Below are 25,180 nucleotides of genomic sequence, written 5' to 3'. Positions count from 1 at the left end.
TATTTAGTGGAAGAAAAATTAATCACAAGTTTGCATTCTGTGTTTAATGAAAAGTATATAAATCAACATGAATTTAACTATCAAAAGTTAAACCGTTTTATGCAAAACGTTAATTTATATATGTATGCACATGGTAAAACAGATAAGCAAGCACATAATGCCGACCAGATTATTTATCAAAGACAAAGTATTGCAGATTTTTATAAATATTTAGTAGCTAGATTAAACAATTTAGTTTTGGGGCATAATGGTGATGGTATTAATGAAGTTAAAGACGCAAGAGTTGATAATCAAGGTGTTGTTCATTCATCACTTCATGAACGATTAAGACACGAAAATCTATACTACACAAAGTTAATATCTGAACTAACCGAAGAAACAAAACAGAATCATGAAGAATTTTTAAATGCAGAATATCGTTTTGATCCACAGAATCAAGAAATACAATTTATAACTGATTTATCTCCAAGAACAAATGCCGTAATGCAAAGTTTTTGGATAGACTATAGAACACAAATTATTTATATGACACAAGCAAGACCAGGCGGGGATTATATGTTAAGTAGACTTAAACCTAATGGTCAATTTATAGATAGATTATTAGTAAAAAATGGAGGACATGGTACGCATAATGCATATCGATATATTAAAGGAGAGTTATGGATTTATTCTGCAGTTTTAAATACTAATAAAAAGAATAGATTCGTAAGATTTAAATATAAAACGGGTGAAATTAAGTACGAAGATGAAGAAATGCAAGATGTTATGCCTCGTGTATTTAATAATCTTTATACAACTGCTATATATAATTCTAAAGAAGAATTAATGATATTTAGAAGAGAGTATACACAGCAAGAATTTAAAGATAAGAATTCATTAAACTTTATTGAAATAAGAAGTATTAACGATATAGACAATAATGTAGATAAAATACTATATAAATTTGATATACCTGCTGAATATACAAGTGCTACACAACCAATGCAAGGCGTGACTTATGATGATGGTATTTTGTATTGGTACACAGGTGATAGTAATCCCAAAATTCCTAACTATTTACATGCTTTTGATGTCAAAAACGGTAAACATTTATGGCAACGTAAAGTTACTATTGGAGGAATTGATGGAAACTATGTAGGTGACTTCCAAGAAGCTGAAGGTATGGCAATGTACTATGATGAAGATACTGGTAAAAAGGCACTTTTACTTGGAGTAACAACTGGACCAGGTAACAATAGACATCATGAAATTCATTCAATTGCTCAAAGAGATTTAAATGATAGTTTAAAAAATAGAGCTACACCTGTTTTAATGACCGATACTGGAGGAAGAGTTAAACCATTACCTTCACAAGGATTTAGTAAATTAAGTAATGTTACTGACATTGGTCATTATTACTTGTATACAGGAGACACATTAAACATTAAAGATTTTCCTTTAAGTAAAGCTTGGCGTGGTTACGGATGGTTTTTTGATGTGTTACCAGGTGATATTAATGGAGTAGTAAGACAGGTTTTAACTAGATACTCTTTTGGACGAAATACAATGATTTTCACTAGAAACGTTGATGTATTTACTGGTAAAACTTCAGTGGGTTGGAGTTATGTTAAGACATATGGTGAGATGTGGGAAACACCACCAAAAAGTATTAATAAATTAGCTGATTTAAATATCCCAGGATTAGAGATTTATTTAACAGCTGAAGATACAAAACGTTTTGTTGATTTTCCAACTAAATATATAGGAGTAGCAGGTTTTGTATATTTAAGAGTTAAATTGTCCCAAAATCAATATAAAGAATTTTTGTTTAGAAATAACATAATCGCACCACCTGAAACATTAGAACGTACAACACAGGGACAGAAGAAATCTAAGTGGTTTTCTAATGCTGGTAGTTATAAGGAGGTTGGATAATGAGGGAAGAAGCATTTTTAAAAGATGATAATATAGTTCCTTTAGAAGTAACTTCGCAATATAAAAGGTTAACAGATACTAATATTAGATTTTTTAATACTGATAAAGGAACGTCTGTATTAAATTTTATAGTTACAAAGAATGATAAACCTTTTGAAATAGGCTCTAATAATGCTAAGGCTACAATTGATTTAAAAACAGAGAATTATGGTGCTGAAACTGGTGCTCACATATCAGATGATTTGACGTTCGTTGATCCAATCAATGGACGTCTTTCTTATACATTAACTGATGAATTATTAAGGTACACAGGTAGAGTTTTTGGACAAGTATTTTTCACTCAAAATGGTAGTAACAATATTATTGTAATGCGTGAATTTGCATTTAGAATTGATAATGATCAAATTAGTGATTTTGATGGTAAAACAAAGTTAGTTTATATTAAAACACTTAAAGATATAATGGCACAATTTAATGGAGATATTTCGAGATTTAATAAAGCATTAGGCGATTTCCCTACACTTGTAGAAGGCATTGAAAATAAAGTGAATGAAGGTATAAGTGCTATTAAACTTAAGTCTAATGAAGTAGAAACAAACTTAAATAAGATTTATAGTGAGCGAGAAAAAGATTTTGAAAATAAAACAAATGGTTTTGTAGAAAATGTCGTGGTTGTTAAAGAAGATATAAAATCCTATATAGACAATGCCAAGCAAGAAGCAAAAGAACTAGGTGTGTTGAAACAAGGCGATGTTGTAAACTATCAAAAATCAAAATTAACTGATGATTCAGGAGTAACCGAAGAATTAAACGATGTAACTATATATTCAATATTAGAAAATACTACAAGTACAAAATTTGTTCATATTAATAATGCTACCGATGCACCATCATCTAAGTTAGCAAATAATATAAGTGATTCTGAAGTATCAAATATAGATAATGGTAGAGTTGATTCAGAATATGACGAAAATCATGATGAAGAATTACCAGAACATCAAATACATTCTTCTATAGCATCAGGTTTATTAGTTGTATATAAATCCCAAAATACTGGTAGGGCTATTTGGTATCCAGATGATTCAAATGAAATATACACATGTTTTTATAAAGACAATATTTGGTTAAGTTGGCTGAAAGTTAATGATGAAACTATTACAAGAAACTATATTGAATCTTTTGTAGAATCCAAAACATCGGAAAATAAGCAGTTTATGGAAAATCAATTGAATATTGCTGCTATACAAAAACATAGGTTAACCGATTCAGAAGGTAATGCAATTAATATAGATTTAGATTTTTCTCAAAGTGAATTAGTTGAATTAAAAACAGCAAACTTTTACGCAGTTAAAGTACCCGATTTACCAATAGGAATTGAAAGTGCTGAGGGTTATTTACGCGTTACCGCAAAAGACACTGAGAATAAATTATATGAGTTTACACCTAAAGGAACATCAAAAAACTTAGTTAGAATTTTAAATAATTCAAATTTAAGTAGTTGGAGTACCTTTAATGAAGAAAGAAAAAAAGTTTTATTTGACGGTTCTGTAAATGGCGTAGGTAATGACATTGTTTTAACTGATGATTATACAAAATATGATTTCCTTATTGTTTCTGGCTTATATCCAGGAGGAACATTCAACGAGGTAAGTTTAGTATCAATGCCAGGAAGTATTATTGTTTCAAAAAATAATATTCCAGATTCTACTGGCGATGGTGGTGCTTCATATGAAGGTATTATTTCAAAAGTTAATAATAAAACTTTACGTATTGTTAATGATGTTTTTTGGGATTTAGGATTGCGAAAACCATCAGGAGCAAATGCTAATAAGTTTACAGTACAAAAAATAATGGGGTGGAGATAATGGAAATTGCTTTTAATGAATTTAAAGAAATAATTGGATATGCACGCATAGGACATATTGAAAATGCGATTGAAATTTCCGAAGAAGAGTTACCATATGATTTCTATGATAATTATGAACCAAGTAAATATATTTATGAGGAATATGAAGGTGTTATTATTAATCCTAATTATGAGCCACCTAATGAAATTGATTTTACAGAAAGTGCAACGGATGAGGTTAGGTTTAAGGAAGATAAAATTGAAGAATTAGAAAAAGAAAATGAGAAACTTAGAAAAGAATTTAACGAATTGAAAGAAAAAGTGGGAAAAGTGTTATCTACTGAAGCATAAAGACTTCAAATAAATTTTGTAGTCTTTTTATTATGCTATTAAAGGAGGTGAGAATATGGGGTTACCTTCACCTAGTAAACGTAAGCCAACTGTAAGTGAAGTAGTGGCATGGGCTTTGACTATTGCTAAAATAAAAAGAACTATAAATGTTGATGGAAAATGAGGCGGGCAGTGTTGGGACTTACCTAACTATATATTAAAAAAATACTGGGGATTCTTTACATGGGGAAATGCAAATGCAATGGCTCAAAAATCCAATTATCGTGGATACAATTTTAAAATTTATAGAAATACGAAGAATTTTGTACCTAAGCCTGGTGATTGGGCAGTATGGGCTAATCAAAACCCAGGACATGTATCTATCGTTGTTGGTAAGTCCACTAAAGATTATTTTTGGTCAGTAGATCAAAATTATTATACTGGTAATTGGTCTGGAAGCCCTCCATATAAAATAAAACATAAGTACACTGATGCTCCAGGTGGAGTTACACATTTTGTAAGGCCGCCATATCATCCTGAACCGAAGAAAGAAAATCCTAGTAAAGGAAATGAGTCAAGTAAGAATAATACACCAACAGAAACTAAAAAAGATAATATGCCAAGATTCAAAAATATTATTAATATTACCTATACAAGTTTCAGAGATGACAAAGAGAGAGAAAACGTTACACATTACATTGTTGATGGTAATAAGAGAACTTCGCCTATTAAGGGATTATATATCAAAGAAAGTATTATGTTTAGAAGTGTTAAAGATATTTATAAACAACGAAATAAATATAACAACGATATTATTTATCCTCATAGTTACGTAGACAAAGATATGACATGGCATTGCCGACATACTAAATTTCAAGTTGAAAGTTATTATGATTGGATTGTGTTAGAAGTGTGCGGTTCTGAGTCTGAAACGAAAGAAGAATATATGCGTACGTTAATTTATGCAATGATTCATGGTTTGAAAATGTTGGAATGGAACGACCTAAAGTTAAGTGAAAATTCTTTAAAATTGGATGAAAACATTTGGAGAATCATGAAAGATACTACTAACTATGACTTAATTTTAAAAGGTTATCCAGAATTAGAAAAATATCAACTTATTATTGAAAAATTAATAACGATGTATCGTAAAAAAGATGATTTACTTAAACAAGAAATTGTAACTAAAAAATCTAAAAAGAGAATTAAACTTAAACCAGCTACTAATAATGTACTTATCAAAAAACCTAATAATCCACCCACTCAAAATAAAGAGAAAAGTAAGGTAGATATTGAAATTAGTAAATACACGTTTACGCAAGCCTTAAATGCTCAAATGGCAAAGGGACTTCCAGTAGTTAATACTGGTGGTGGATGGTTTAATGCTAGTCGCGCAAAAGTAAGTGCTGCTATGGATCCAAATAAAATATGGAGTGATAGTAAGCAAAAATACCAAATGTTGAATTTAGGTAAATATCAAGGTGTATCTGTAGATAAACTTAATCAAATATTAAAAGGTAAAGGCAAGTTACACGGACAAGGTAAAGCATTTGCTGATTCTTGTAAAAAGCACAATGTTAATGAAATCTATCTAATTTCACATGCCTTTTTAGAAAGTGGATATGGTACATCGAATTTTGCTAGTGGTAGGTATGGTATATACAATTTCTTTGGTATTAATGCCTATGATAATAATCCAAATTTAGCAATTAGTTATGCTAAAAACAGAGGTTGGACAACACCAGCTAAGGGTATCTTAGGTGGTGCTAAATTTGTTAGAGAAAATTACTTTAATAAAGGTAAAAATACGTTATATCGTATGAGATGGAACCCACGAAACCCAGGTACTATGCAATATGCAACAGATATAAATTGGTGTAAACATCAAGCTAGTATGATTTATAGTCTGTATAAAGATGTGGGATTAGTAGGTCTATATTTCATAAGAGATAAATATAAATAGTCAAGATTAAATTGATTAGTTAAGGAGGGGAATAATGGATGAACCAAGTCTCATATACTGGATTTTTAGTATATTAATTCCAATTTTCATAAGTATTTCTACATTTTGGATGAAAATTAATAAGGATAAACGTGAAAATGAAAATAGACTGACATTAATTGAAAGTAGGGTAGATAACCATGATGAAAATTTGAAGGATATAAAAAAGGATTTGAAAAGCCAAAATGAGGATTTGAAGTTACTTCACAAACTCAATACGCAGAGTGATATGATGCTTAAAATGATGGACGAAATTAAACAAGATTTGAGGAAAGAAAATTAATATATATGGTAAAATATTAAAGTGAGCAAGTTGGATAGATGGTGGCTAATCTCTTTTGAATAAGGGGTGATGCCTATGAAATATGGTTTGACTCCTAGAAAGGAGTAACATTGACTGATTATGAAATGTTAATGATTGTCATGACAATCATTGGCTTAGTATTAGTTAGTAAAAATGACCATAAAAAATAACCATCTATAGCTTTGGCGAGCAGATGGTTAAAAGGTTTTATTAATATTTAATTATCTCTATGCCACCGTCTTTTTAACGGGCTCATTTGGGCGATACACATATGTGTGTTGCCCTTTTTCTATATATAAATTAACACAACATAAAAATATTATCAAATTCTATGAGTCGGCACAATCTGTCGGCTTTTTATTATGAGGAGGAAATTTATATGGATGTAAAAGTAACAGTAATTGTGAGAGTTTTAGGATTGGTTTTGGTATTAGTCAATCAATGCTTAGCAAACAAAGGTGTTAGTCCAATACCAGTTGATGAGTCAACGTTAATGACAATTGCAGTAGCATTAATTACGGCATGGAAAGATAACCCACTTACTAATGCAGCTAAAGAAAGTAATAAAGTAATGAAAGAACTAAAAACACAAAATAAATATGAAAAAGTTGTGATGCGAAGTGGCAAAGAAAAGTGATGCATTAAAATATGTTAATTCAAGAATAGGATATCAACATGATGAAGATGGTATATATCCAGGTCAATGTGCCGATTGGGTAATTCATGTATGCAAAAAATATTTTAATTGGCATTTTCAAGGTGATGCTAAAGATATTATTAATGCTAAAAATAGAGCAACTGCACCAAAAGGAACAAAGTTTTTACCAAACACACTAGACTTAGTTGTCCAACCATTAGATATTTGCGTATGGGTAGGTGGACAATATGGCCATGTTTCTATTGGTCTAGAAGGTAATTTAGAAACTTTTTATTCATTGGATCAAAACTGGGGAACATGGAATGGTTCTCCAGTTAAAAAAGTTCTACATGATTATGATAGCTACGGATTTTGGGGAGTCATACGACTCCCTTTTATTAATGATTTAGAAAATGGAGGGGAAAACATGGGCAAAAAAAGAATAGGTACATGGAATGGCGTACCCGTTTATACTGATTTTTTACCAATTGGCACGCGTCGAACAGGACAAAGATTAGAAAGTGGTAAACCACGATTTGCAGTTTTTCATGATACAGGTAATCGTGATTCAACAGCACAACAAAATGTTAACTATTATAGAAATACTTATAATATTGATTGGGCTAGAACAGCATCAGCTCACATTTTTGTAGACGATAGTGAATGTATTATTTGTATACCAGTTACGGAGAAAGCGTGGCATGTATTGTATGATACGCCAATTGATAATCAGTGGTATGGTGACGATGCAAATGATATTGCATTTGGACTTGAAGCTTGTTACTTCTCTAATCGTTCACGAACACTTAAATCACTAGATAATTCATGTCGTATTATGGCAGCATTATGTAATTCATGGGAAATTAACCCACGTAATGAAATGCCTGGACACCAACAAATACAATATGATAAACAAGATCCAGGTAATTTATTAGCAGCAGCAGGATATGGTAGAAATGATATTAGTGTGCTTGATAGTTTAGTTCTTAAACATATGAAAGGTGATTCACCAATACAAAAAGTAGCAAAAGATGTAAAAGAACCTATCAAAGCAAAACCACCTCGTACAGTTTGGGCGTGGAATGGTATATTCACATCTAGTAAAAATAATACGGAACCAATTGTTGTTAGACGTGCAATGGGATTAGATAAAGCGCAAGTAGATAGAGGTTCTTGGATTTATCCTGGGGAATATGTGAAATTCGACCAAGTTATCAAAGATAAGAAAAATGGTTTGTGGTGGATTAGATTTAAATACCAAGCAGATGGAGCAAACAAAAAAGATAATTTCTTTATGCCTATAGGTAAGATTACTGATAAAGAAGAGAAGTTATTAAAAGAAAAAGCATTATGGGGTAAATTAGAAGTTAAATAGAAAATGTATTTATAGTGATAATCTTATATAAGATTAAATAAATAATATATGACGCGAAATTGATTCGTGCTGGCGTGACCGGATGCTTAACTTTGTTCGGACCCACATTTTTATGATTGTATGATTGATCATCATATAATAAGTTTTGATTTAAACCACCCACACATGTCACTGGGTGGTATTTTTATATGTCTGCCTTGTTTTATATTTATCTATCTTTTTATATGAATATTTTGTATTATTATATTAATGAGATGTGAAATGAGGAGATATTTATATGCTAGACTTTAATAATTTAGTGATACCAAACGACTTATCCAAGTTTACTAAAAATGATTTGAGAGATTTAGCTACAGAGTTAAATGTTGCCAGCACTATTAATAATAAAGTAGATTTAGCTATTGCAGTTTATGATAAGTTTAATAAAAATGAAACTCATAACAATAAAGTTAAAGACATAATAAATAACAAGTTACTTGCTGGTAAAACGGCAGTTAAATGGTTTGAATTAGATGAAAACTTAAAATATGATGAGATAGTTAAAAATTTAACTTATATGAATAATAACTTGTTTGACAATATTTCAATCCCTAAAATTGAAGATTTAAGTACGGAACCAACTATTTTTGGTATGGTTTCGAATGATACTTCAAAAGAAATATATATCAGATTGATATATAAAAGTGGAGTTAAATCTGATATGTATGGTACTAATATCAATAAAACCCCAATACCAGCATATGCAACTATATATATTAACTTTAACGAAAAAATATTAGAATATCGTGGTGATGCTAAAAAAGCAAAAAAAACAGTGAATATTTTTATCGATAACATTAATAATACTACTATGCCAATAGTCATAAATGAAAAATTTGAATTTACTGTCGAAGAAGTTGCTGATAAATTACAAGGAGAACTTATTGATACGGTTTCTTTACCAGATATTAATATTGTTGATGACAATGATAAATTTAGTAATGTATCAAAAGTTTTAGACGCAATAGATGATTATTTTAAAGATACGAATATTGATAATTTAGAAGGTGCATTGTATGATGTGAATGAGCTATTTGATAATAACATAGACGAAAATATCATGCCTTTTTCTTCTCTTTTACTTTCAGGTTTAGAAACTGTTGGATTGGGAAGTAATAAAGAATTAAGAAATACGCCACTTTTCAAATACTTAAAAACAAATTTAACACAAACTACTGGTTTTATTAAGATTAAAGTAACTGAAGGTAACGTAATAAATGAATATACTATAAGGGTTGGTATTCAAACTAAAAGTATATTTTTTACTTCTGATGTTAGTGAACATGTAATTAATTATGTTAGGGATATATTATTCAAATAAAGAAAGTAGGGATCACTTATGACTGTCACTTTCATTACTCGAAAAAAATTCCAAGAGTTTTTAGAGAGTCTGTGTTATAGTTCTATAGAAAAGTTTACTGCTAGTAAGTTTGCAAAATACGCTAGTATAGGATTAGACGACTCATTTAAATTGTTAATTGAACATGTAGCTACTAAAGAATTAGAATTGAGTTGGGAACTTAGATGTCCTAATTGTAATAGAGTACTCTCGTTAAATAGCAATAAAGATTTGGAAGAATATGAATGTGATTTTTGTTGTGATATTTTTGATGTAGATGAAAATGATTTATTCCCTAAATTTCAAGTAACAAAAGAATTTAAGGATTATTTAATTGAATCAAATAAAGGTGGAAATTCCGTAAAAAAGACTGAAAAAGCTATTACTGATATTCCAGATAAAAATATACCAATTAGCGACATAATTATAGATGAAGAAACAAAAAAAATATTGCAAGAATTCACCCATCCAACTATAATAAATGTTTTTAATGGAGGTAGCCAAATGAATCAAATTAGTAATAGCTTCAATCACTCTAACCTTAATAATGCTAGTATTCAAAGCACACATAATAGTCAAATTCCAATTGTTCCAGAAGAACATGTTGTGGAATTGCAGGATTATATAAATAATATCGATGATGAAGTTTTACGAAATATGAATGATGAGCATTTAAAAAACTTTAAAGAATCTTTAAAACAACATGATAAAGAAATGGCTAAAAAATATTTATCTTTCATAGGTAAAACTATAGGCACAGTTTCAAGTATCTCAACTATAGCAGGATATTTAAATTAAAATATTCAACTCAATTTTGATACCAGTTAGATGATAAAGAACTTGGAAATAATATTATATATATCATATGTAGAAACTGTATTAAGTAAGGTCGTTTTATTATTTGCAGTGGAGATAATAGAAATACATTTACATTAAGAGGTTAATTTAAAATAGAACTATAAAAAATTACATGATAAAATATTGTGAATCAGTATTTAAAATGAATTTAAAATTGAGGTGTTAATGTATTTGGATGAAGAAACTTTCAAGAAATATATAGAAGAAAAAGAACTAGGAATTAAGTGTTTGAGTATTGTTTATATAATATTAATAACCGCTATATACATCTGTCTCTACTTATATATTAATTCAAATTCTTCAAAAGAAATAATTGGTATACAGTCTTTTTTATTACTTATAGTCACTACTATTTTAGGCAATTATAGTAAAGAGTTATATTTAAATCTGACTAATGTAATTCTTAATTACCAAGAGAAAATGATAACCTCATTAATCAGGAGTTATAAAATGTTTGTTACTGTATGGGTAAATTATATTACCGTAATATTATTATTATCTTATATGGGTAAAGTTATATTAGATTTAAATAATGTTTACTTTCATATAGTAGGTGTTTTATTTAGTATTCTTTTAATGTCAGTAGGAGTTATAACTATTTTTTTTAAAATATCATCCTATGAAGATCAAGAATAGTAACTATATACTATTTTCATAAACAAAACTGGGGATCCTAATTTGTAAAATTACAATATTACTCATTGGGATACAATGAAAATACAAATGAGTGTAAAAAAGCAACTAAGCAGGAAAAGAAAGAATTTGTGATTGGTCTATTTGTAATAGTAGCTATATTATTATTTGTAAAGTGGGTGTTTTAAATGAACGCGATCAATGAGGTGTATGATACAATTCAAAAATTGCTAGAATCAGACAAAACAGCTTATCAAATAGAAAAGATACTGGTATAAGTGGTGCAAAAATTGGTAGATTGAAAAACGGTAAAAACGATTTGAGTAATTTGAGTTTAGAAACTACAGGCAAACTATACGAATACGCAAAAGCCCACCTAAGTGAATAGGTGGGTATTTTTTAGGGCAAAAAAAGACAGATTATTTAAAAAAGTGCAGACGCTCATAGAAATATAACATTTTAAAAGTCTTTTAAAACAGTAATTCCACAAGTCCTTTTAAACATCAATATACAATCGTAAAAGTAATAACAAGAATCTGTCAAGGTGTTTAAAATTGCACAATAATAGATTTAGTAACGTTAAAGATAACGAACTAGTTTCTACCATTAAAATGTAAGAAATATATAATCAATATTTTTATGGCACTGGCATGTCACTAAAACGCTACAAACACTGATAATAAGGGCTGTATAGCAGCCCTCCCAGGACACTAAAAGAATAAATTACATATTATTCAATTAAGAATCTTGCGCTTGCAAGGTTCTTTTTTTATAGAATTAATGTAAGCGGGATAGTAAGCGAAATGGAAAGATTTGAAGAAAGCAGATTAAGGTGAGTAAGTTGGATAGATGGTGGCTAATCTCAGTATAAAGTGAGGTGGTGCTTATGAAAGTACCGACAAAATCTTTAGAAAGGAGACGCCTTGTTTGGTTTCAATTGTAGAAGTGCCGTACTTAATGTTAGGTTTCGGTACATTCATCGTTACCTTGTTAGGTATAGCAATCACAATTGTTAAATCAAGCCATAAAAAATAACCATCCCAACTTTTTTGATACACTCCCCTAAAAGTAGACACTTTAAATATAAAAAGTGAACTATAATTAGGGGAGTGTATTTTTTATGACTACAAATAAGATGCGTTTAGAAAAGCATATTAAAATAGTTGAAGATATAGTTGATGGAAATATATCAAGATATAGTACAGCAAAAAATAATGGAGTTTCTAGCGCTACATTACAAGAATGGGTAAGAAGATATAAAGCTTATGGTGTAGATGGATTAAAACCTTTTAGTAAAAGAAATAAATACTCTGCAGAGATTAAAGCAATAGCTATAGAAGATGTGTTAGAAAGGAATATTCCACTGTATAAAGTTGTTAACAAGTATAATATTAGCTCTATATCAGTTTTAAAATTGTGGTTAAGAAATTATAAAAAGGGAAAATCTAACAAGCACACAGGGAAAGGGTTTTCCACTATGAATAAATCAAGAAAAACAACTTTATCTGAACGTATTGAAATTACTGAAAATGTCATAGCTAAAAATTATAACTATCAAGAGGCTTCCGTGGAATATGGTGTTTCCTACCATCAAATATACCATTGGGTGAAGAGCTATAAAAAGAATGGTATAGATGGATTAAAAGATAAACGTGGAAAAAATAAAAAACAAGAATTATCTGAAATAGAACTAATAAAATTAGAAAATAAAAAACTAAAAACAAGAATAGAATACTTAGAAATGGATAAAGCAATCGTAAAAAAGTGGCAAGAGTTCAAGTATCGAAACAATCATTTTCATTAGGTCATAAAGAACATTTATATCAAATGATATTTGAGCTCAACAGAGAACAAAATTACAGTATTAAAATGTTATACGAGCGTCTAGAAGTCAGCCGTAGTGGTTATTATAAATGGTGTAATAAAGAAATTTCTAATAATGAAAAACGATCTAAATTAATTGCAAAAGAAATTAAGCGTATATTTAAGAACTCTAAAGAAACCTTCGGTGTAGTAAGGATACATTACGCTTTAAAAAGAGAGTGCAATTTAAATGTTAATATAAAATGTATTAGAAGAATTATGCGAATTTTAGGTTTACAAGCACAAATCAGAAAAAAACGTCCTAATTGGACTAGAATCAAACCACATTTCACAGCTGAAAATATATTGAATAGAAATTTTGAAGCCAATAAACCAAATCAAAAATAGTTTATAGATATTAGTTACTTAAATTATGGAAAAGGTCAAAAAGCTTATATTAGCGCTATAATTGATAGGTATGATTTAAGTATAATTGCTTATAAAGTGAGTAAGCGTAATGATTTAAAATTGGTTATGGACATATTGAAATTAGCCTTACAAAATAATGATGCATCTAATACAGTTTTACATAGTGACAGAGGTTTTCAATACACTTCTAAACATTACAAGAACTATTTAGATACACATAACGTAAAAATTAGTATGTCAAAAGCAGGAAGTTGTTTAGATAATCAACCGATAGAAGCTTTTTGGGGTACGTTAAAATCAGAATATTACTATAGAAATCAATTCAGCACATATGAAGATCTTGAAACAGGCATCAGTGAATATATTAATTATTATATGAATAAAAGATATGTTCCAAAATTTGATGGACTAACACCAAATGAATATAGGAACGTATCTTAAGAAAGAATAATTACAGACTAACTAATAAAATTAATTAGGACAAACGAAATTCTAATTAACATTATAAAAAGGATTGAATAACATATTACCAAATGGTAATATGTTATTTATATTAGTTTTAGGTAATATGAGGTGATTAAATGCATGATATTGAGTTAAAAGCACATTTTATACATGGTCTTTCTAATAAAGTACGTTTGATGATATTAGAGCTACTTAAATCGAAAGAAATGACTGTCAATGAGATTGTTAAACATTCTCAAATAAGTCAATCTAGTATTTCTCAACATTTATCTTGTCTCAAAGGGTGTGGTTTGGTTAATTCTAGACAAGAAGGTAAATACGTTTATTACCAAATAAAAAACAATCAAATTTTAGAACTGCTTAAACTTATTGATTCTGTAGTTGAAAATACTGAAGATGATATTCAAAGTTGCCAGTATCATACTATATAACGAAAGAAGATGACTTAAATGAGTACTAATTGCTGTAATAATAAAGCTGAATCTAATACTTGTTGTACAAGTAACTCAGTTAACGAAAATAAGTGTTGTAGTAATGAGCCTAAGGTAGCAAATCAAAATGACGAATGCTGTACAAATAACGGTGAAAGCATCGATTCAACTCATAACATTTCATGTAATGCTATGAGTAATAGTTCTGAAGAAGACGATGAAGTAGCCACCCCATTTTCAAATTATAATTTTAAAGTAACAGGTATGGATTGTAGTTCATGTGCAATAACCATTGAAAAAGCGTTAAGACCTTTAGACGATGTAACTAATCCTAAAGTTAATTTTTCTACAAGTAAATTAAGCGTTGGACTAAAATCTCAAAGTAGTATTAATCAAGTGACTCAAACACTAAAAAAATTGGGTTATGGTATCGAAGAAAATGATAGCAATCAAAACTATACAATATTTTCAATAGAAGGTATGGATTGTGGTAGTTGTGCTAAAAGTATTGAAAAACATTTGAACAATTTACCCTATGTAAATGACACACAAGTTAGTTTTTCAACTGGAAAAATGCAGATTGATTTTGAAGGCAATCAAACTAAAAATATTGAAAAAGAAGTTTCTAAAATCGGTTATTCTGCTACATTACAATCCAGTAATAAAAATAATAATACAAAGTGGCGTTTGTTTAGTAAGCCTATTATATCAACACTATTTCTTATCCTTGGTATTGTTTCATCTATGGTATCACTACCCATTTGGATAACTAATTTGATGTATATCATAGCTATTGTAGTCAGTGGTATAAAACCCTTAAAAAGTGCCTATTATGCTATTAAATCTAAGAGTTTAGATATGAATGTTTTAATGTCTGTAGCTGTTATTGGTGCCATATTAATTGGTGAGTTTTTTGAAGGCGCAATCGTCGTTTTACTATTTACTATTGGCACTTTATTACAAACTATTTCTATAGATAAAACAAGAAATTCTATTCAATCGTTAATGGATATTACACCAGCAGAAGCAAACGTTGTAACAGAGACGGGGATAATTTCAAAAAACTTAAAAGATATTAGTATTGGAGAAATTTTACTTGTAAAACCAGGCGATCGAGTACCACTAGATGGTACGATTATAGAAGGATATTCAAGTTTAAATCAGGCACCTATAACTGGTGAATCTATTCCTGTAGACAAAACGATAAATGAAGAAGCTTATGCAGGTTCTATTAATGAAAACGGGACTTTAAAAATACGTGTTTCAAGATTAGTTAAAGATACCACACTGTCTAAAATCATTCATATGGTTGAAGAAGCACAAGAAAACAAAGCACCTACACAAGCTTTTATCGACCGGTTTTCTGAAATTTATACACCCATTGTATTCATATTAGCATTATTAGTAATGGTAATCCCTCCTATTTTTTCTTTAGGAACATGGGGAGAATGGTTTTATAAAGGACTTGAACTACTTGTCATAGCATGTCCGTGTGCACTAGTTATTTCGACTCCTGTAGCTATTGTTACTGGGATTGGTAGCGCAGCAAAAAAAGGTGTACTTATCAAAGGTGGCAACCATTTGGAAGCTTTAGGTACACTTTCAGCTTTAGCTTTTGATAAAACTGGAACGCTGACTGAAGGACGCCCAAAAGTTTCAGAAATTAAAACAATCGAATCTGACAAAGAAATGTTTTTGAATATTGCGCTAAGTTTAGAATCATACTCAACGCATCCAATTAGCAATGCAATTGTTGATTATGTCTCACAATTTAAATCTATAACATACGATGTTACTGATTTTGAAAATATTGTTGGACGAGGTATTAAAGGTAAAATTGACCATAATATTATTTATGCAGGAAACATAAAGTTAATCGAATCTATAAATGAAAATATTGTAAATTATAAAGAAGAAATATATTCATATGAGCAACAAGGATATACAGTTATTATTATTGCAACAGCAGATAAAATCCATGGCTTTATTACTGTTGAAGACCCATTAAGGTCGGATATTAAGCAAACATTACAACAATTAAATGGAAGTAATATTAAAAATACTATAATGCTTACAGGTGATAATAAAGGAACTGCACATAAAATAGCGCAACTTTCAGGTATCAAAGAGGTTTATGCTGAGTTAATGCCTGAAGATAAATTATCAGCTATCAAAGATTTACAAAGCAAAGGCTATCGTGTAGGAATGATTGGTGATGGTATCAATGATGCCCCTGCTTTAGCACAAAGCGAAGTTGGTATTGCAATGGGCGTTATTGGTTCAGATACTGCAATGGAAACAGCAGATGTTGTATTAATGTCAGATAATGTACATCAACTAACAGACACTATCACTATTAGTAACAAAGCTAAGAATATAATTAAACAAAATATATATTTCTCTATTATTATTAAAATGATTGCTTTTATCTTAGTATTCCCTGGGTTACTAACACTTTGGTTAGCCGTATTAAGCGACACTGGCGCAGCGATATTAGTTATACTAAATTCATTGCGCTTATTAAGAACTAAGAAAAACAATTTATTATAAGTTTGTCCAACAGTTTGAATGAAATAATATTAACTAATACAAAAGCTAGAACAGTAAATGCTATTCTAGCTTTTGTATTTACTTCTATATTAAGTGAAATTATTATAAAAATAAAAGATACGTTCTGTAATTTCACAAATTATTGCCAAACTCTGGAACGTATCTAAATAATTAATTTTATATTTAAGGTGTCTACCTTGACGGTAGTGGTTTATTTGGCAGGTTGATGGTTATTTTTTAACTATAAATTTCAGGAACCGTCTTTTTAACGGGCTCAATTGGGCGATAAACTTATGTGTGTTGCCCTTTTTTCAATATACAAATTAAAACAACACAAAAATATCAACAAATTATATAAGCAAGCAGTTTTATAATATTTTAGTAATTCATTGAACACATAAATCATAGTGTGGTCATATATATGAAAATACTTAGTGGACAATCTACTATGAGTTTTTAAATTGTTTATAAGTTAAGCTATTTTGACTCTAAGACATTTATTTATATATAAGACTCGCAATAACCAAAAAGTAATTAACAAAAAGATATTGTAATCATTTAATGTTTTGTAGTTAATATCTTGAGGGATAATGCAATTAAAGTTGTACCAACGATATAATCGAAACACATTTTAACCTTAGGTTTTTCAAAGATGATTTTTATGTAATTAAAGACCAAAGTACATAAACTAAACCATGTGATTACAGTTATTATAAATAGGATTGAAAATATTGCTACTTGGATACTTTGGTTACTTTGATGGTTTATAAATTGAGGTAATATACTAATATAAAATAGAATTGCTTTTGGATTTAAAATCATAGTGATGAATCCTTGTTTATATGACTTAAATAAATCGGGTTTTTCTGTATTTAAGCCATCTGATTTATCATACTCAAATTTGTGCGCATTCAGTATGTTTTTCAAACCAAGATAAATAATGTAAGGCTGCACCTAATATTTTGATTAATAAAAATATAGTTTGTGAACTTACGAGTATAAAAATAAGTCCAAGTGTTGCTAATGTAGCGTAAATTAAATGGGCACTGGCGATACCTAATGTTGTGGAAATACCGCTTTTAATGCCACCATGTGTACTGTTTTTTATAACTGCAAAAAAACTAGGCCCCGGTACGATAAGTATGAGTAATGACATAATAATAAAGTTAATCCAATGATTCATATGAAATTCCCCCTTATATTGAATTTTAGAAATGAGTTACACCTTGTTTTCATGTTAATTTAATAATATGCAAAATCAAATAAATTAACAACTCATTCAAATAAATAGTTAGCTGTTTTTTAAATTGCGAAAATGGGCGAAATGGTTGGTTGGAAATAGTAAGGACAGAGAAACAATAAAAAATATTCAAAGGCTCTACGTTCTAATAAACGTAAAATATACAGATTTAGTGTTTGGCTATTGTTTCCATTACAGTGATATTTAGTATCATATTCTACAAAATGATTCACAATATATGCTTAATCGTATATGCTTAACGTTACTTACCACTCATATCATAATGTCTATAACTTTCAACATAGTTAAATGGAGGTAGAACGATGGATAAGGTAATGGTTGTTGGGTCTTCTGGATCAGGAAAATCAACGTTTTCACGTCAATTATCAAAGATACTTAAAGTCCCTGTTTATCATTTAGATATGTATTTTTGGAAACCAAATTGGCAGATGATGCATTATGATGAACAAATTAAGATACATAAGCAATTGATTCAAAATAATAAATGGATAATTGATGGCAATTATTCAGCGCTATTTGATGAAAGAATTAATGAAGCAGATACAATCATTTTTATAGATTTACCTAGAGTCGTTTGTTTTTACAGAGTGTTTAAAAGATATCTTTCAAATATAGGAAAAACACGTATAGATATGAGAGAAGGTTGTGAAGAAAGATTAACTTTCACATTCTTAAAATATATTTGGCGCTATCCAATTGATAGAAAACCACAAGTGCTAGAAAAAATTAAAATGCAAAGTAACCATAAACATGTATTTGTATTGAAGGGTCAAAAGCAAATTCGAAATTTTTTGAGGAATTGTTAATTTATATGACGCAATATGATTAAAATTCCAGATTTTTCATCTTATACTTAGAAGGTTGAAATATTGATTTTTCTATTAAATATATTCCTATAATATATTTAATGATTATATGTGTAGTATATGGTTATTGTATGTTAACGTAAGATAAGACTTTCTCAAAAATTAATTTTTAAGTATTCAATTATATCTACAACTTAGATTATAAAAGTGTTAGAAAACATTTAGCATTACCATATATAAGTATCAAACAGAATTTATTTAAAAGGGGATTCATGCAATGAAGAAATTGCTATCTATCATAGTACCTGTATACAACAAAGAGTTATTTTTAGAATCATGTGTAGAGTCTATTAATAATTTAAATATAAATAAAGAAGCCATTGAAGCAATTTTTGTAGATGATTGTTCTAATGATCAGTCTTTAGAAATAATAGAAGAATTTGTGGCTAAATACAATTTTATTAAATTGATTAAATTAAATGAAAATACAGGGAGCCCTTCGGAACCTAGAAATGTAGGGATAAACAATGCGCAAGGTGAGTATATTACGTTTTTGGATGCCGATGATTGGTTAGACGCAGAAGGATTGCCAACATTATTAAATCAAGCAGTGGATCATCATTCAGATGTTGCATTTGGTCAAAGTGTTAAACATACTGAAAAAGCAATTAAAAAATTAGGTAGGTTTAGCTCGTATAAAGTCGCCAATTATTTAGTTCCTTATGAAATTGAACGTATATTTAGAGCTGTAGGTCCACCTGGAAAGATCATAAAACGTCAAATTATTTTAGATAATAATATAAAATTCAAACATATGAAGTATGGAGAAGATAAGTTATTTTTTATAGATGCGATCTCAAGATGTCAAACGGCGTCGATGAATCCGAGTCCGGTATATCATGTTAACCGTTATTCTTATAACCAATCTTTAGTCGGCGAAACGAGCATTATTGAGAAAACACAATTAAACTTATCTGTTTTAGAAGAAGTACTAAAATTAGATATTCCTGAAAACGCTGAATATCAAGCGATTAGTAGAATTATTGAAATGGATTTTATGTCGCGTTTATTTAATAACAAGCGATTTTTAAATGCTGAAGATAAGCAAGCGTTTTATGATTTGTTTAATCAGATGGAGCGCACGCTAGAAACTCATAGTAAAAATTTAGAATACTATTTATTAAATGATAAATTTAGAAATATCTATCACTTTTTAAAACATGAGTCATATCAGGAATTATGTGATTTCATAAAATTGGTTATACAAGGTGGAAACGCTAAAAAGTATGTTAAAGATAACCAAATATATTTTTTAATGTCTGATAATTTAACAGAAGCGTTACCTATCAAAGAACCCCTTTTCGCAGTTTATGAAGGCACACACTTTATCGATAATGAAATGAAAGAGGTCGTTCGTTTATATAAAGATGATAAAAAGGTAATTAACAAGGTTGTAATGACTGAACTTAATAATGAAATCAATACAATAGATGTAGAATTTGAGGAAAAAAATCAATATATTTATTTTAGGACTGATGATTTGAAGCAATGTGATTTTGATTTCAATATTAGTATTATTTACGATGGTTATAAATTCGTAAACGTCAATATGAACTTACCCAATGCAAATACTACTATAAATCTTAAAAGACAAGGATTTAAAGCAGAGTTCATATCAACAACAAAACCGAAGTCCAAAAAAGTGGACGATAATAAATATTTAACATATAAACCTAAAGCGGTTTCTCTTGTGAAACAAGCCAAACTGTATGATGATGTTGAATTTAAACAACCTGCTCAAATAACCATTGAAATGGGGGAATTAATAAATATTAAATCATTGGTATATACGCGAAACGGGACACCAAGACTTCAGACAGAAAAAGGTCACTATTTAACTGCAAATAAGCAATTTATACAAGCAGTTAATAAATCGAAACAAGCCCAATATATTTATAATCAACCTCGAAGCGTTAACATCTTGAAAAAATGTAAGGAATACTCAAACAGAAAATTCGATGGAGAAGCAGTGAATGTATTATCTGTTAGCGATCATGTAGATATTCAAAAAATTGTATTATCACCTAAGGGGACGCCAAGACTCAAAACTTTTAAAGATACATTTATCACTGCTAATCGTGATTTTGTAGAGGAAAGTTAAGATCCAAGAGATTTAAATTTGGTCCATAAAACGAAAAGAAAAAAAACAAAGCGAGCGACAGAAATCGAATGGTCCAATAACGATTTCATAGTTCCATCTAGCCATTCACTGACTGGCTAAAAAGACTAAGCCATTTTTTATGTGCTTAGTCTTTTTTTGTAAATAATGATTAATCTCTAAAACACATTGCTGTTGATGTGCTTATACTGCATTGATTAGGGCATGGCATTTTACTTTATGGCCTCTATTTATCATACTTTTTAAATTAGCATCCATTTTGCGGTTAGATCATGAAAGTAATATTCAATTTCATACTTTAAAATACTAAACAAACTCAAAAGAAATATTTTGTTTACTTAATTTCGCAATATTAAATTGCATATAATATAGTTAGGCATGCGATACTGTTTTGAATTTGAGATAAAAGGACAGTTAAAGCCAATTTATGACTAAGTAAGAAAAATCGCACAATTAAATCACGTCATATCTTATAGTATATATATCGAACGATAGCTAGACGAAATAAGATTTTGTAAATATCGTTCACTACATTAAAAAAAGTCATAATCATCTAATTTTTTATCGAGGGGTGTTTATAATGGAAGGTTTATTCGAAGCAATCAAAAACACTGTACAAGCAGGCATCGCTGGAGACGGCGCGAAATTAGGTACAAGTATCGTAAGCATCGTAGAAAACGGTGTAGGCGTATTATCAAAATTATTCGGCTTCTAGTATTATTAATATCATAAACAATGGTCAGGGTGATAACCTTGGCCATTTTTGTGTTATATAAGAATAATATGGAGAAATTAAAGAATATGATATATTTGAAATAAATATATTTAAGCGTACTAGAGGGTGACAAAATGAGAACGAAAAGTTTACTTATAGATTTTGATGACACATTGGTGGATTTTGATGATGCAGAAGCATATGCATTTTATGAAATGACACAACAATTTCAAATAAAGACCAATCAAAATGATTTGCATACATTTAAAAAAATAAATCAGGCACATTGGGATGCTTTTCAAAAGAATGAATTAACTAAAGATGAAGTTTTAAGTAAACGTTTTGAGGCATACTTTCATTTACATCAAATGAAGATAGATGGTAAGTTAGCTGATCAAATCTTTAGAGATGAACTTGCGAATGCACCGATTAAACATTTTGATCAAACAATTGAAACTTTAAAACAATTAAAAGAACATCACGATTTGTATATAGTGACTAATGGTGTTTTAGAAACACAAGAAAGACGAATTGAAAAAACGAAGATAGGCCATTGGTTTAAAGATATTTTTGTTTCTGAACAAACAGGATACCAAAAACCGATGCCTGAATTTTTTGATTACGTATTTAATAAGATAGGTGAAGATAAACGAGGTTACGCAATGATTATAGGTGATTCTATGTCTTCTGATATTTTAGGTGGGAAAAATGCGAATATCGAGACATGTTGGTTTAATCCAAGAAATAAAATAAATGATACGGAAATTAAACCAGATTATGTAGTGAATTCGTTAAAAGAAGTAATCGCGTATGTTTAACCGTTAATTTAATTATTACTAAACGAATTCAAGTCATATAAAATGCCCTTCAAAGTTTTCATTTTTTAATGATTGCTTTGAAGGGCACTTTTCATTTTATTAGGACCCGTTTGATTATGGAGTCCAAACTAAAACATCATGACCATCTCTATTTGTTTCTTCTAAATCTGTAAAACCTTGTTTAATGAAAAAATCTTTAGATTGATTTCGTGCGATGACTTTGATTGGTAAGCCTTGATCTTTGGCAAAATCTAATAAAGATGTACCGTAACCACGATCTTGAAAATCACGTAGCACTTCTAATTTCCAAATCACGTTATAATCATCAAAGCCCGGGAAATGAGTTTCCTCAACTTCACCTTTACGATATAGTGCCATTCGAGCCCCTAAACGATCACCTACATAAATACCATAAAAAGGTGAATCTGAACTTGCATCAATCATTTCTCCTCGAAGTTCATCTACTAAATACAAATCTTTATTACCGAAGTTTCTGAAATCTTCGAATAGTTCGTCTGTTTTATAATTTATATCAAGACGCTTTACACTACTCATCGCATCTTCCCCCTTTGTTATCATTTATTCTATTATACCTTATTTTTATTGTTTTTTCACAAAAACGATAGTTTAAACATATATGTATAGTTGTTTATATTTATAAAAAATAGATACTGAAGTTTTTTGAAAAATGCAGTGATCCAAGTGTGTACTTATTATATAGGTTATTAAAAATTTGAAAATTATAAGCCGTTAAATTGTCAATGATGTATATAAACTTTATACTAATTAGGAATAGAGTATCATAAGGAGAATTACGCATGGATTGTATGATTACAAAACTTAATGAAAAAGATCAATTTATTTCTAAAATTAAAGATAGTGATTCAAAAATAGGACAGTTTTATCACTTTGATGCTATGCAAGAAAAGAGCTATAGTGAACGTTTATCAATGCCGAATAATGGCAGAGAAGTGGCATTAGCTCAAGTTATTAAAAATTACATGAGCGACTTAACATTAACAGAGAAGCAATTGCAAAATATTTCATTATTAAGCGAAGGCGCAAAAGTCATCATAGGTGGACAACAAGCTGGATTGTTTGGTGGGCCTTTATATACTTTTCATAAAATATTTTCTATTATAACGATGAGTGAAAAACTCTCAAAAGACTATAATACAAATGTAATACCAGTATTTTGGATTGCTGGTGAAGATCATGATTTTGATGAAGTAAATCATACTTATGCCTATAATGCTCAAAATGCAAAATTACAAAAAATAAAATATCATACAATGACGCCACCTGAAGCAAGCGTCTCAACATATTATCCTGATAAAGCGCAATTAAAAGACGCGTTGAAACTATTTTTTAAAGAAATGAATGAAACAACACATTCTAAGCAACTGATTGAAATGTGTACGAAGATTATTGATCAGTATGATAGCTGGACGGATATGTTTAAAGCGTTGTTGAACGAAGTGTTTAAAGCATATGGTTTATTATTGATTGACGCAAACAATACTGAATTACGTAAATTAGAACAACCATTTATCCAAAAAATTATTGAACATCATCAAGATGTAGATGCATCATTTAGAAATAATCAACAAAACACGATTGCTAGTGGATTAGAACAAATGATACAGACTGATACGAATGTACATTTATTTTTACATGAAGATAACATGAGACAGTTACTTACTTTTAAAGATAATCAATTTTACCTAAGTAAATCAGATAAATACATGACTAAAGAGGAATTATTACAAATACTTGAAGTTGAACCAGAACGTTTTTCAAATAACGTAGTCACACGACCAATAATGGAAGAATGGTTATTTAATACAGTTGCTTTTATTGGTGGTCCAAGTGAAATTAAATATTGGACGGAACTGAGTGAAGTTTTTAATACATTGGATGTATCGATGCCAATTGTATTACCACGATTAAGAATTAGTTACTTGTATCCACGAATTGAAAAATTACTTAGTCAATATCAATTAAAACAGCGTTCGATTATAGAACAAGGCATTGAAAAAGATAAGGAAAAATTCATACGTGCGCAAGCATCTCAAACATTTGTTGATAAAGTGGAAGAAATTAAGGTGCAACAAGAAAAATTGTATCAATCACTACTAACTGAAGTTGCTGGTAATAATGATAACCAGTTATTAGTAGAGAAAAACAATCATATACACCAAAAACAATATGAGTATCTAATTAATAGGTATTTATTGAATATTGAAAGAGAAAATGAAATAAGTATGAAGCACTTTAAAGAATTAAGTGAAACACTTCATCCGATGGGCGGATTGCAAGAAAGAATTTGGAATCCACTTCAAATAATGAACGATTTTGGGATAGATGTGTTCAGTCCCTCCACCTATCCCCCACTTTCTTATACATTTGATCATATTATTGTTAAACCCTAGATGTGAAAGGGATT

22 protein-coding genes and 3 pseudogenes are annotated in these 25,180 nt (G+C 29.5%); 22 read left to right on the top strand and 3 right to left on the bottom strand.

Going from position 1 to position 25,180, the window contains the following annotated elements:
- Positions 1-6 precede the first annotated feature (6 nt).
- The 5 genes and pseudogenes from ACP7BT_RS03510 (at position 7) to ACP7BT_RS03490 (ending at position 6,375) form a co-directional block, all read left to right on the top strand.
- Positions 7-1,914, top strand: coding sequence for a hypothetical protein (locus ACP7BT_RS03510; protein WP_080773302.1), 1,908 nt, complete (start codon positions 7-9; stop codon positions 1,912-1,914).
- The gene (locus tag ACP7BT_RS03505) at positions 1,914-3,779 is read left to right on the top strand and encodes a phage baseplate upper protein (RefSeq protein ID WP_041080393.1); all 1,866 of its coding nucleotides are present in this window, start codon (positions 1,914-1,916) and stop codon (positions 3,777-3,779) included. Before ACP7BT_RS03510 ends, ACP7BT_RS03505 begins: the two co-directional genes overlap by 1 nt.
- Entirely contained in the window at positions 3,779-4,111 is a 333-nt protein-coding gene (locus ACP7BT_RS03500) for a DUF2977 domain-containing protein (RefSeq protein WP_041080394.1), read from the top strand. The genes ACP7BT_RS03505 and ACP7BT_RS03500 overlap by 1 nt, the downstream gene beginning before the upstream one ends.
- A gap of 55 nt (positions 4,112-4,166) precedes the next feature.
- Positions 4,167-6,053 (top strand): annotated as a pseudogene (locus tag ACP7BT_RS03495) (glucosaminidase domain-containing protein).
- A 34-nt stretch (positions 6,054-6,087) separates the two neighbouring features.
- Positions 6,088-6,375, top strand: a complete 288-nt coding sequence (locus tag ACP7BT_RS03490; protein WP_041080395.1) for a DUF7365 family protein — start codon at positions 6,088-6,090, stop codon at positions 6,373-6,375.
- Between the two features lie 248 nt (positions 6,376-6,623).
- Here ACP7BT_RS03490 and ACP7BT_RS03485 read toward each other — a convergent pair whose 3' ends face one another.
- Positions 6,624-6,722, bottom strand: a complete 99-nt coding sequence (locus ACP7BT_RS03485) for a hypothetical protein (protein WP_104013924.1) — start codon at positions 6,720-6,722, stop codon at positions 6,624-6,626.
- Positions 6,723-6,775: 53 nt separating this feature from the next.
- On the opposite strand from ACP7BT_RS03485, the gene ACP7BT_RS03480 reads away from it, so the two are divergent.
- From ACP7BT_RS03480 to ACP7BT_RS03425, 12 genes and pseudogenes are all read left to right on the top strand, one after another.
- On the top strand, positions 6,776-7,033 hold the full coding sequence (locus ACP7BT_RS03480; RefSeq protein ID WP_041080397.1) for a phage holin: 258 nt from the start codon (positions 6,776-6,778) through the stop codon (positions 7,031-7,033).
- 427 nt (positions 7,034-7,460) lie between these two features.
- Positions 7,461-8,408: a peptidoglycan recognition protein family protein gene (locus ACP7BT_RS03475; protein ID WP_041080556.1), complete on the top strand. Its 948-nt coding sequence runs from the start codon at positions 7,461-7,463 to the stop codon at positions 8,406-8,408.
- 277 nt (positions 8,409-8,685) lie between these two features.
- Entirely contained in the window at positions 8,686-9,768 is a 1,083-nt protein-coding gene (locus ACP7BT_RS03470; protein ID WP_041080399.1) for a hypothetical protein, read from the top strand.
- An 18-nt stretch (positions 9,769-9,786) separates the two neighbouring features.
- Positions 9,787-10,584, top strand: coding sequence for a hypothetical protein (locus tag ACP7BT_RS03465; RefSeq protein ID WP_041080400.1), 798 nt, complete (start codon positions 9,787-9,789; stop codon positions 10,582-10,584).
- A gap of 231 nt (positions 10,585-10,815) precedes the next feature.
- Positions 10,816-11,280: a hypothetical protein gene (locus tag ACP7BT_RS03460; protein WP_041080401.1), complete on the top strand. Its 465-nt coding sequence runs from the start codon at positions 10,816-10,818 to the stop codon at positions 11,278-11,280.
- A 185-nt stretch (positions 11,281-11,465) separates the two neighbouring features.
- Positions 11,466-11,665 (top strand): annotated as a pseudogene (locus ACP7BT_RS03455) (hypothetical protein).
- A gap of 539 nt (positions 11,666-12,204) precedes the next feature.
- On the top strand, positions 12,205-12,312 hold the full coding sequence (locus tag ACP7BT_RS03450; protein WP_011303344.1) for a putative holin-like toxin: 108 nt from the start codon (positions 12,205-12,207) through the stop codon (positions 12,310-12,312).
- A gap of 85 nt (positions 12,313-12,397) precedes the next feature.
- Positions 12,398-13,081 (top strand): helix-turn-helix domain-containing protein, encoded by a 684-nt coding sequence (locus tag ACP7BT_RS03445; protein ID WP_002483560.1) that lies wholly within the window; start codon positions 12,398-12,400, stop codon positions 13,079-13,081.
- Positions 13,042-13,488: an IS3 family transposase gene (locus ACP7BT_RS03440; RefSeq protein ID WP_152609427.1), complete on the top strand. Its 447-nt coding sequence runs from the start codon at positions 13,042-13,044 to the stop codon at positions 13,486-13,488. Before ACP7BT_RS03445 ends, ACP7BT_RS03440 begins: the two co-directional genes overlap by 40 nt.
- A 3-nt stretch (positions 13,489-13,491) precedes the next feature.
- Complete coding sequence (locus ACP7BT_RS03435) at positions 13,492-13,950, top strand: IS3 family transposase (protein WP_115340627.1); 459 nt, start codon at positions 13,492-13,494, stop codon at positions 13,948-13,950.
- Positions 13,951-14,090: 140 nt separating this feature from the next.
- On the top strand, positions 14,091-14,405 hold the full coding sequence (locus ACP7BT_RS03430; protein WP_041080402.1) for an ArsR/SmtB family transcription factor: 315 nt from the start codon (positions 14,091-14,093) through the stop codon (positions 14,403-14,405).
- A gap of 192 nt (positions 14,406-14,597) precedes the next feature.
- A complete protein-coding gene (locus ACP7BT_RS03425) occupies positions 14,598-16,955 on the top strand; it encodes a heavy metal translocating P-type ATPase (RefSeq protein ID WP_256121637.1) in 2,358 nt (785 codons plus the stop codon).
- 558 nt (positions 16,956-17,513) lie between these two features.
- On the opposite strand, the pseudogene ACP7BT_RS03420 reads toward ACP7BT_RS03425, so the two are convergent.
- Positions 17,514-18,111 (bottom strand): annotated as a pseudogene (locus tag ACP7BT_RS03420) (LysE family translocator).
- 407 nt (positions 18,112-18,518) lie between these two features.
- On the opposite strand from ACP7BT_RS03420, the gene ACP7BT_RS03415 reads away from it, so the two are divergent.
- The 4 genes from ACP7BT_RS03415 to ACP7BT_RS03400 all read left to right on the top strand — a co-directional run bounded on the left by ACP7BT_RS03415 (position 18,519) and on the right by ACP7BT_RS03400 (position 22,734).
- Positions 18,519-19,022, top strand: coding sequence for a DNA topology modulation protein (locus ACP7BT_RS03415; protein ID WP_002483555.1), 504 nt, complete (start codon positions 18,519-18,521; stop codon positions 19,020-19,022).
- A gap of 277 nt (positions 19,023-19,299) precedes the next feature.
- Positions 19,300-21,183, top strand: a complete 1,884-nt coding sequence (locus ACP7BT_RS03410; protein WP_041080404.1) for a glycosyltransferase family 2 protein — start codon at positions 19,300-19,302, stop codon at positions 21,181-21,183.
- 598 nt (positions 21,184-21,781) lie between these two features.
- Entirely contained in the window at positions 21,782-21,916 is a 135-nt protein-coding gene (locus tag ACP7BT_RS03405; protein ID WP_002483553.1) for a beta-class phenol-soluble modulin, read from the top strand.
- Between the two features lie 134 nt (positions 21,917-22,050).
- Positions 22,051-22,734: a YjjG family noncanonical pyrimidine nucleotidase gene (locus tag ACP7BT_RS03400; RefSeq protein ID WP_041080405.1), complete on the top strand. Its 684-nt coding sequence runs from the start codon at positions 22,051-22,053 to the stop codon at positions 22,732-22,734.
- A 114-nt stretch (positions 22,735-22,848) separates the two neighbouring features.
- Here ACP7BT_RS03400 and ACP7BT_RS03395 read toward each other — a convergent pair whose 3' ends face one another.
- Positions 22,849-23,289: an N-acetyltransferase gene (locus ACP7BT_RS03395; RefSeq protein ID WP_037538588.1), complete on the bottom strand. Its 441-nt coding sequence runs from the start codon at positions 23,287-23,289 to the stop codon at positions 22,849-22,851.
- 263 nt (positions 23,290-23,552) lie between these two features.
- Here ACP7BT_RS03395 and bshC point away from each other — a divergent pair, with 263 nt between their 5' ends.
- Complete coding sequence (gene bshC / locus ACP7BT_RS03390; protein WP_041080406.1) at positions 23,553-25,166, top strand: bacillithiol biosynthesis cysteine-adding enzyme BshC; 1,614 nt, start codon at positions 23,553-23,555, stop codon at positions 25,164-25,166.
- Positions 25,167-25,180 lie beyond the last annotated feature (14 nt).

Source organism: Staphylococcus sp. Y174-1, assembly GCF_049897865.1.
Lineage (GTDB): Bacteria > Bacillota > Bacilli > Staphylococcales > Staphylococcaceae > Staphylococcus > Staphylococcus saprophyticus.
The sequence above is the reverse complement of the archived record's forward strand: the minus strand, read 5'-3'. Positions and strand labels throughout refer to the sequence as shown.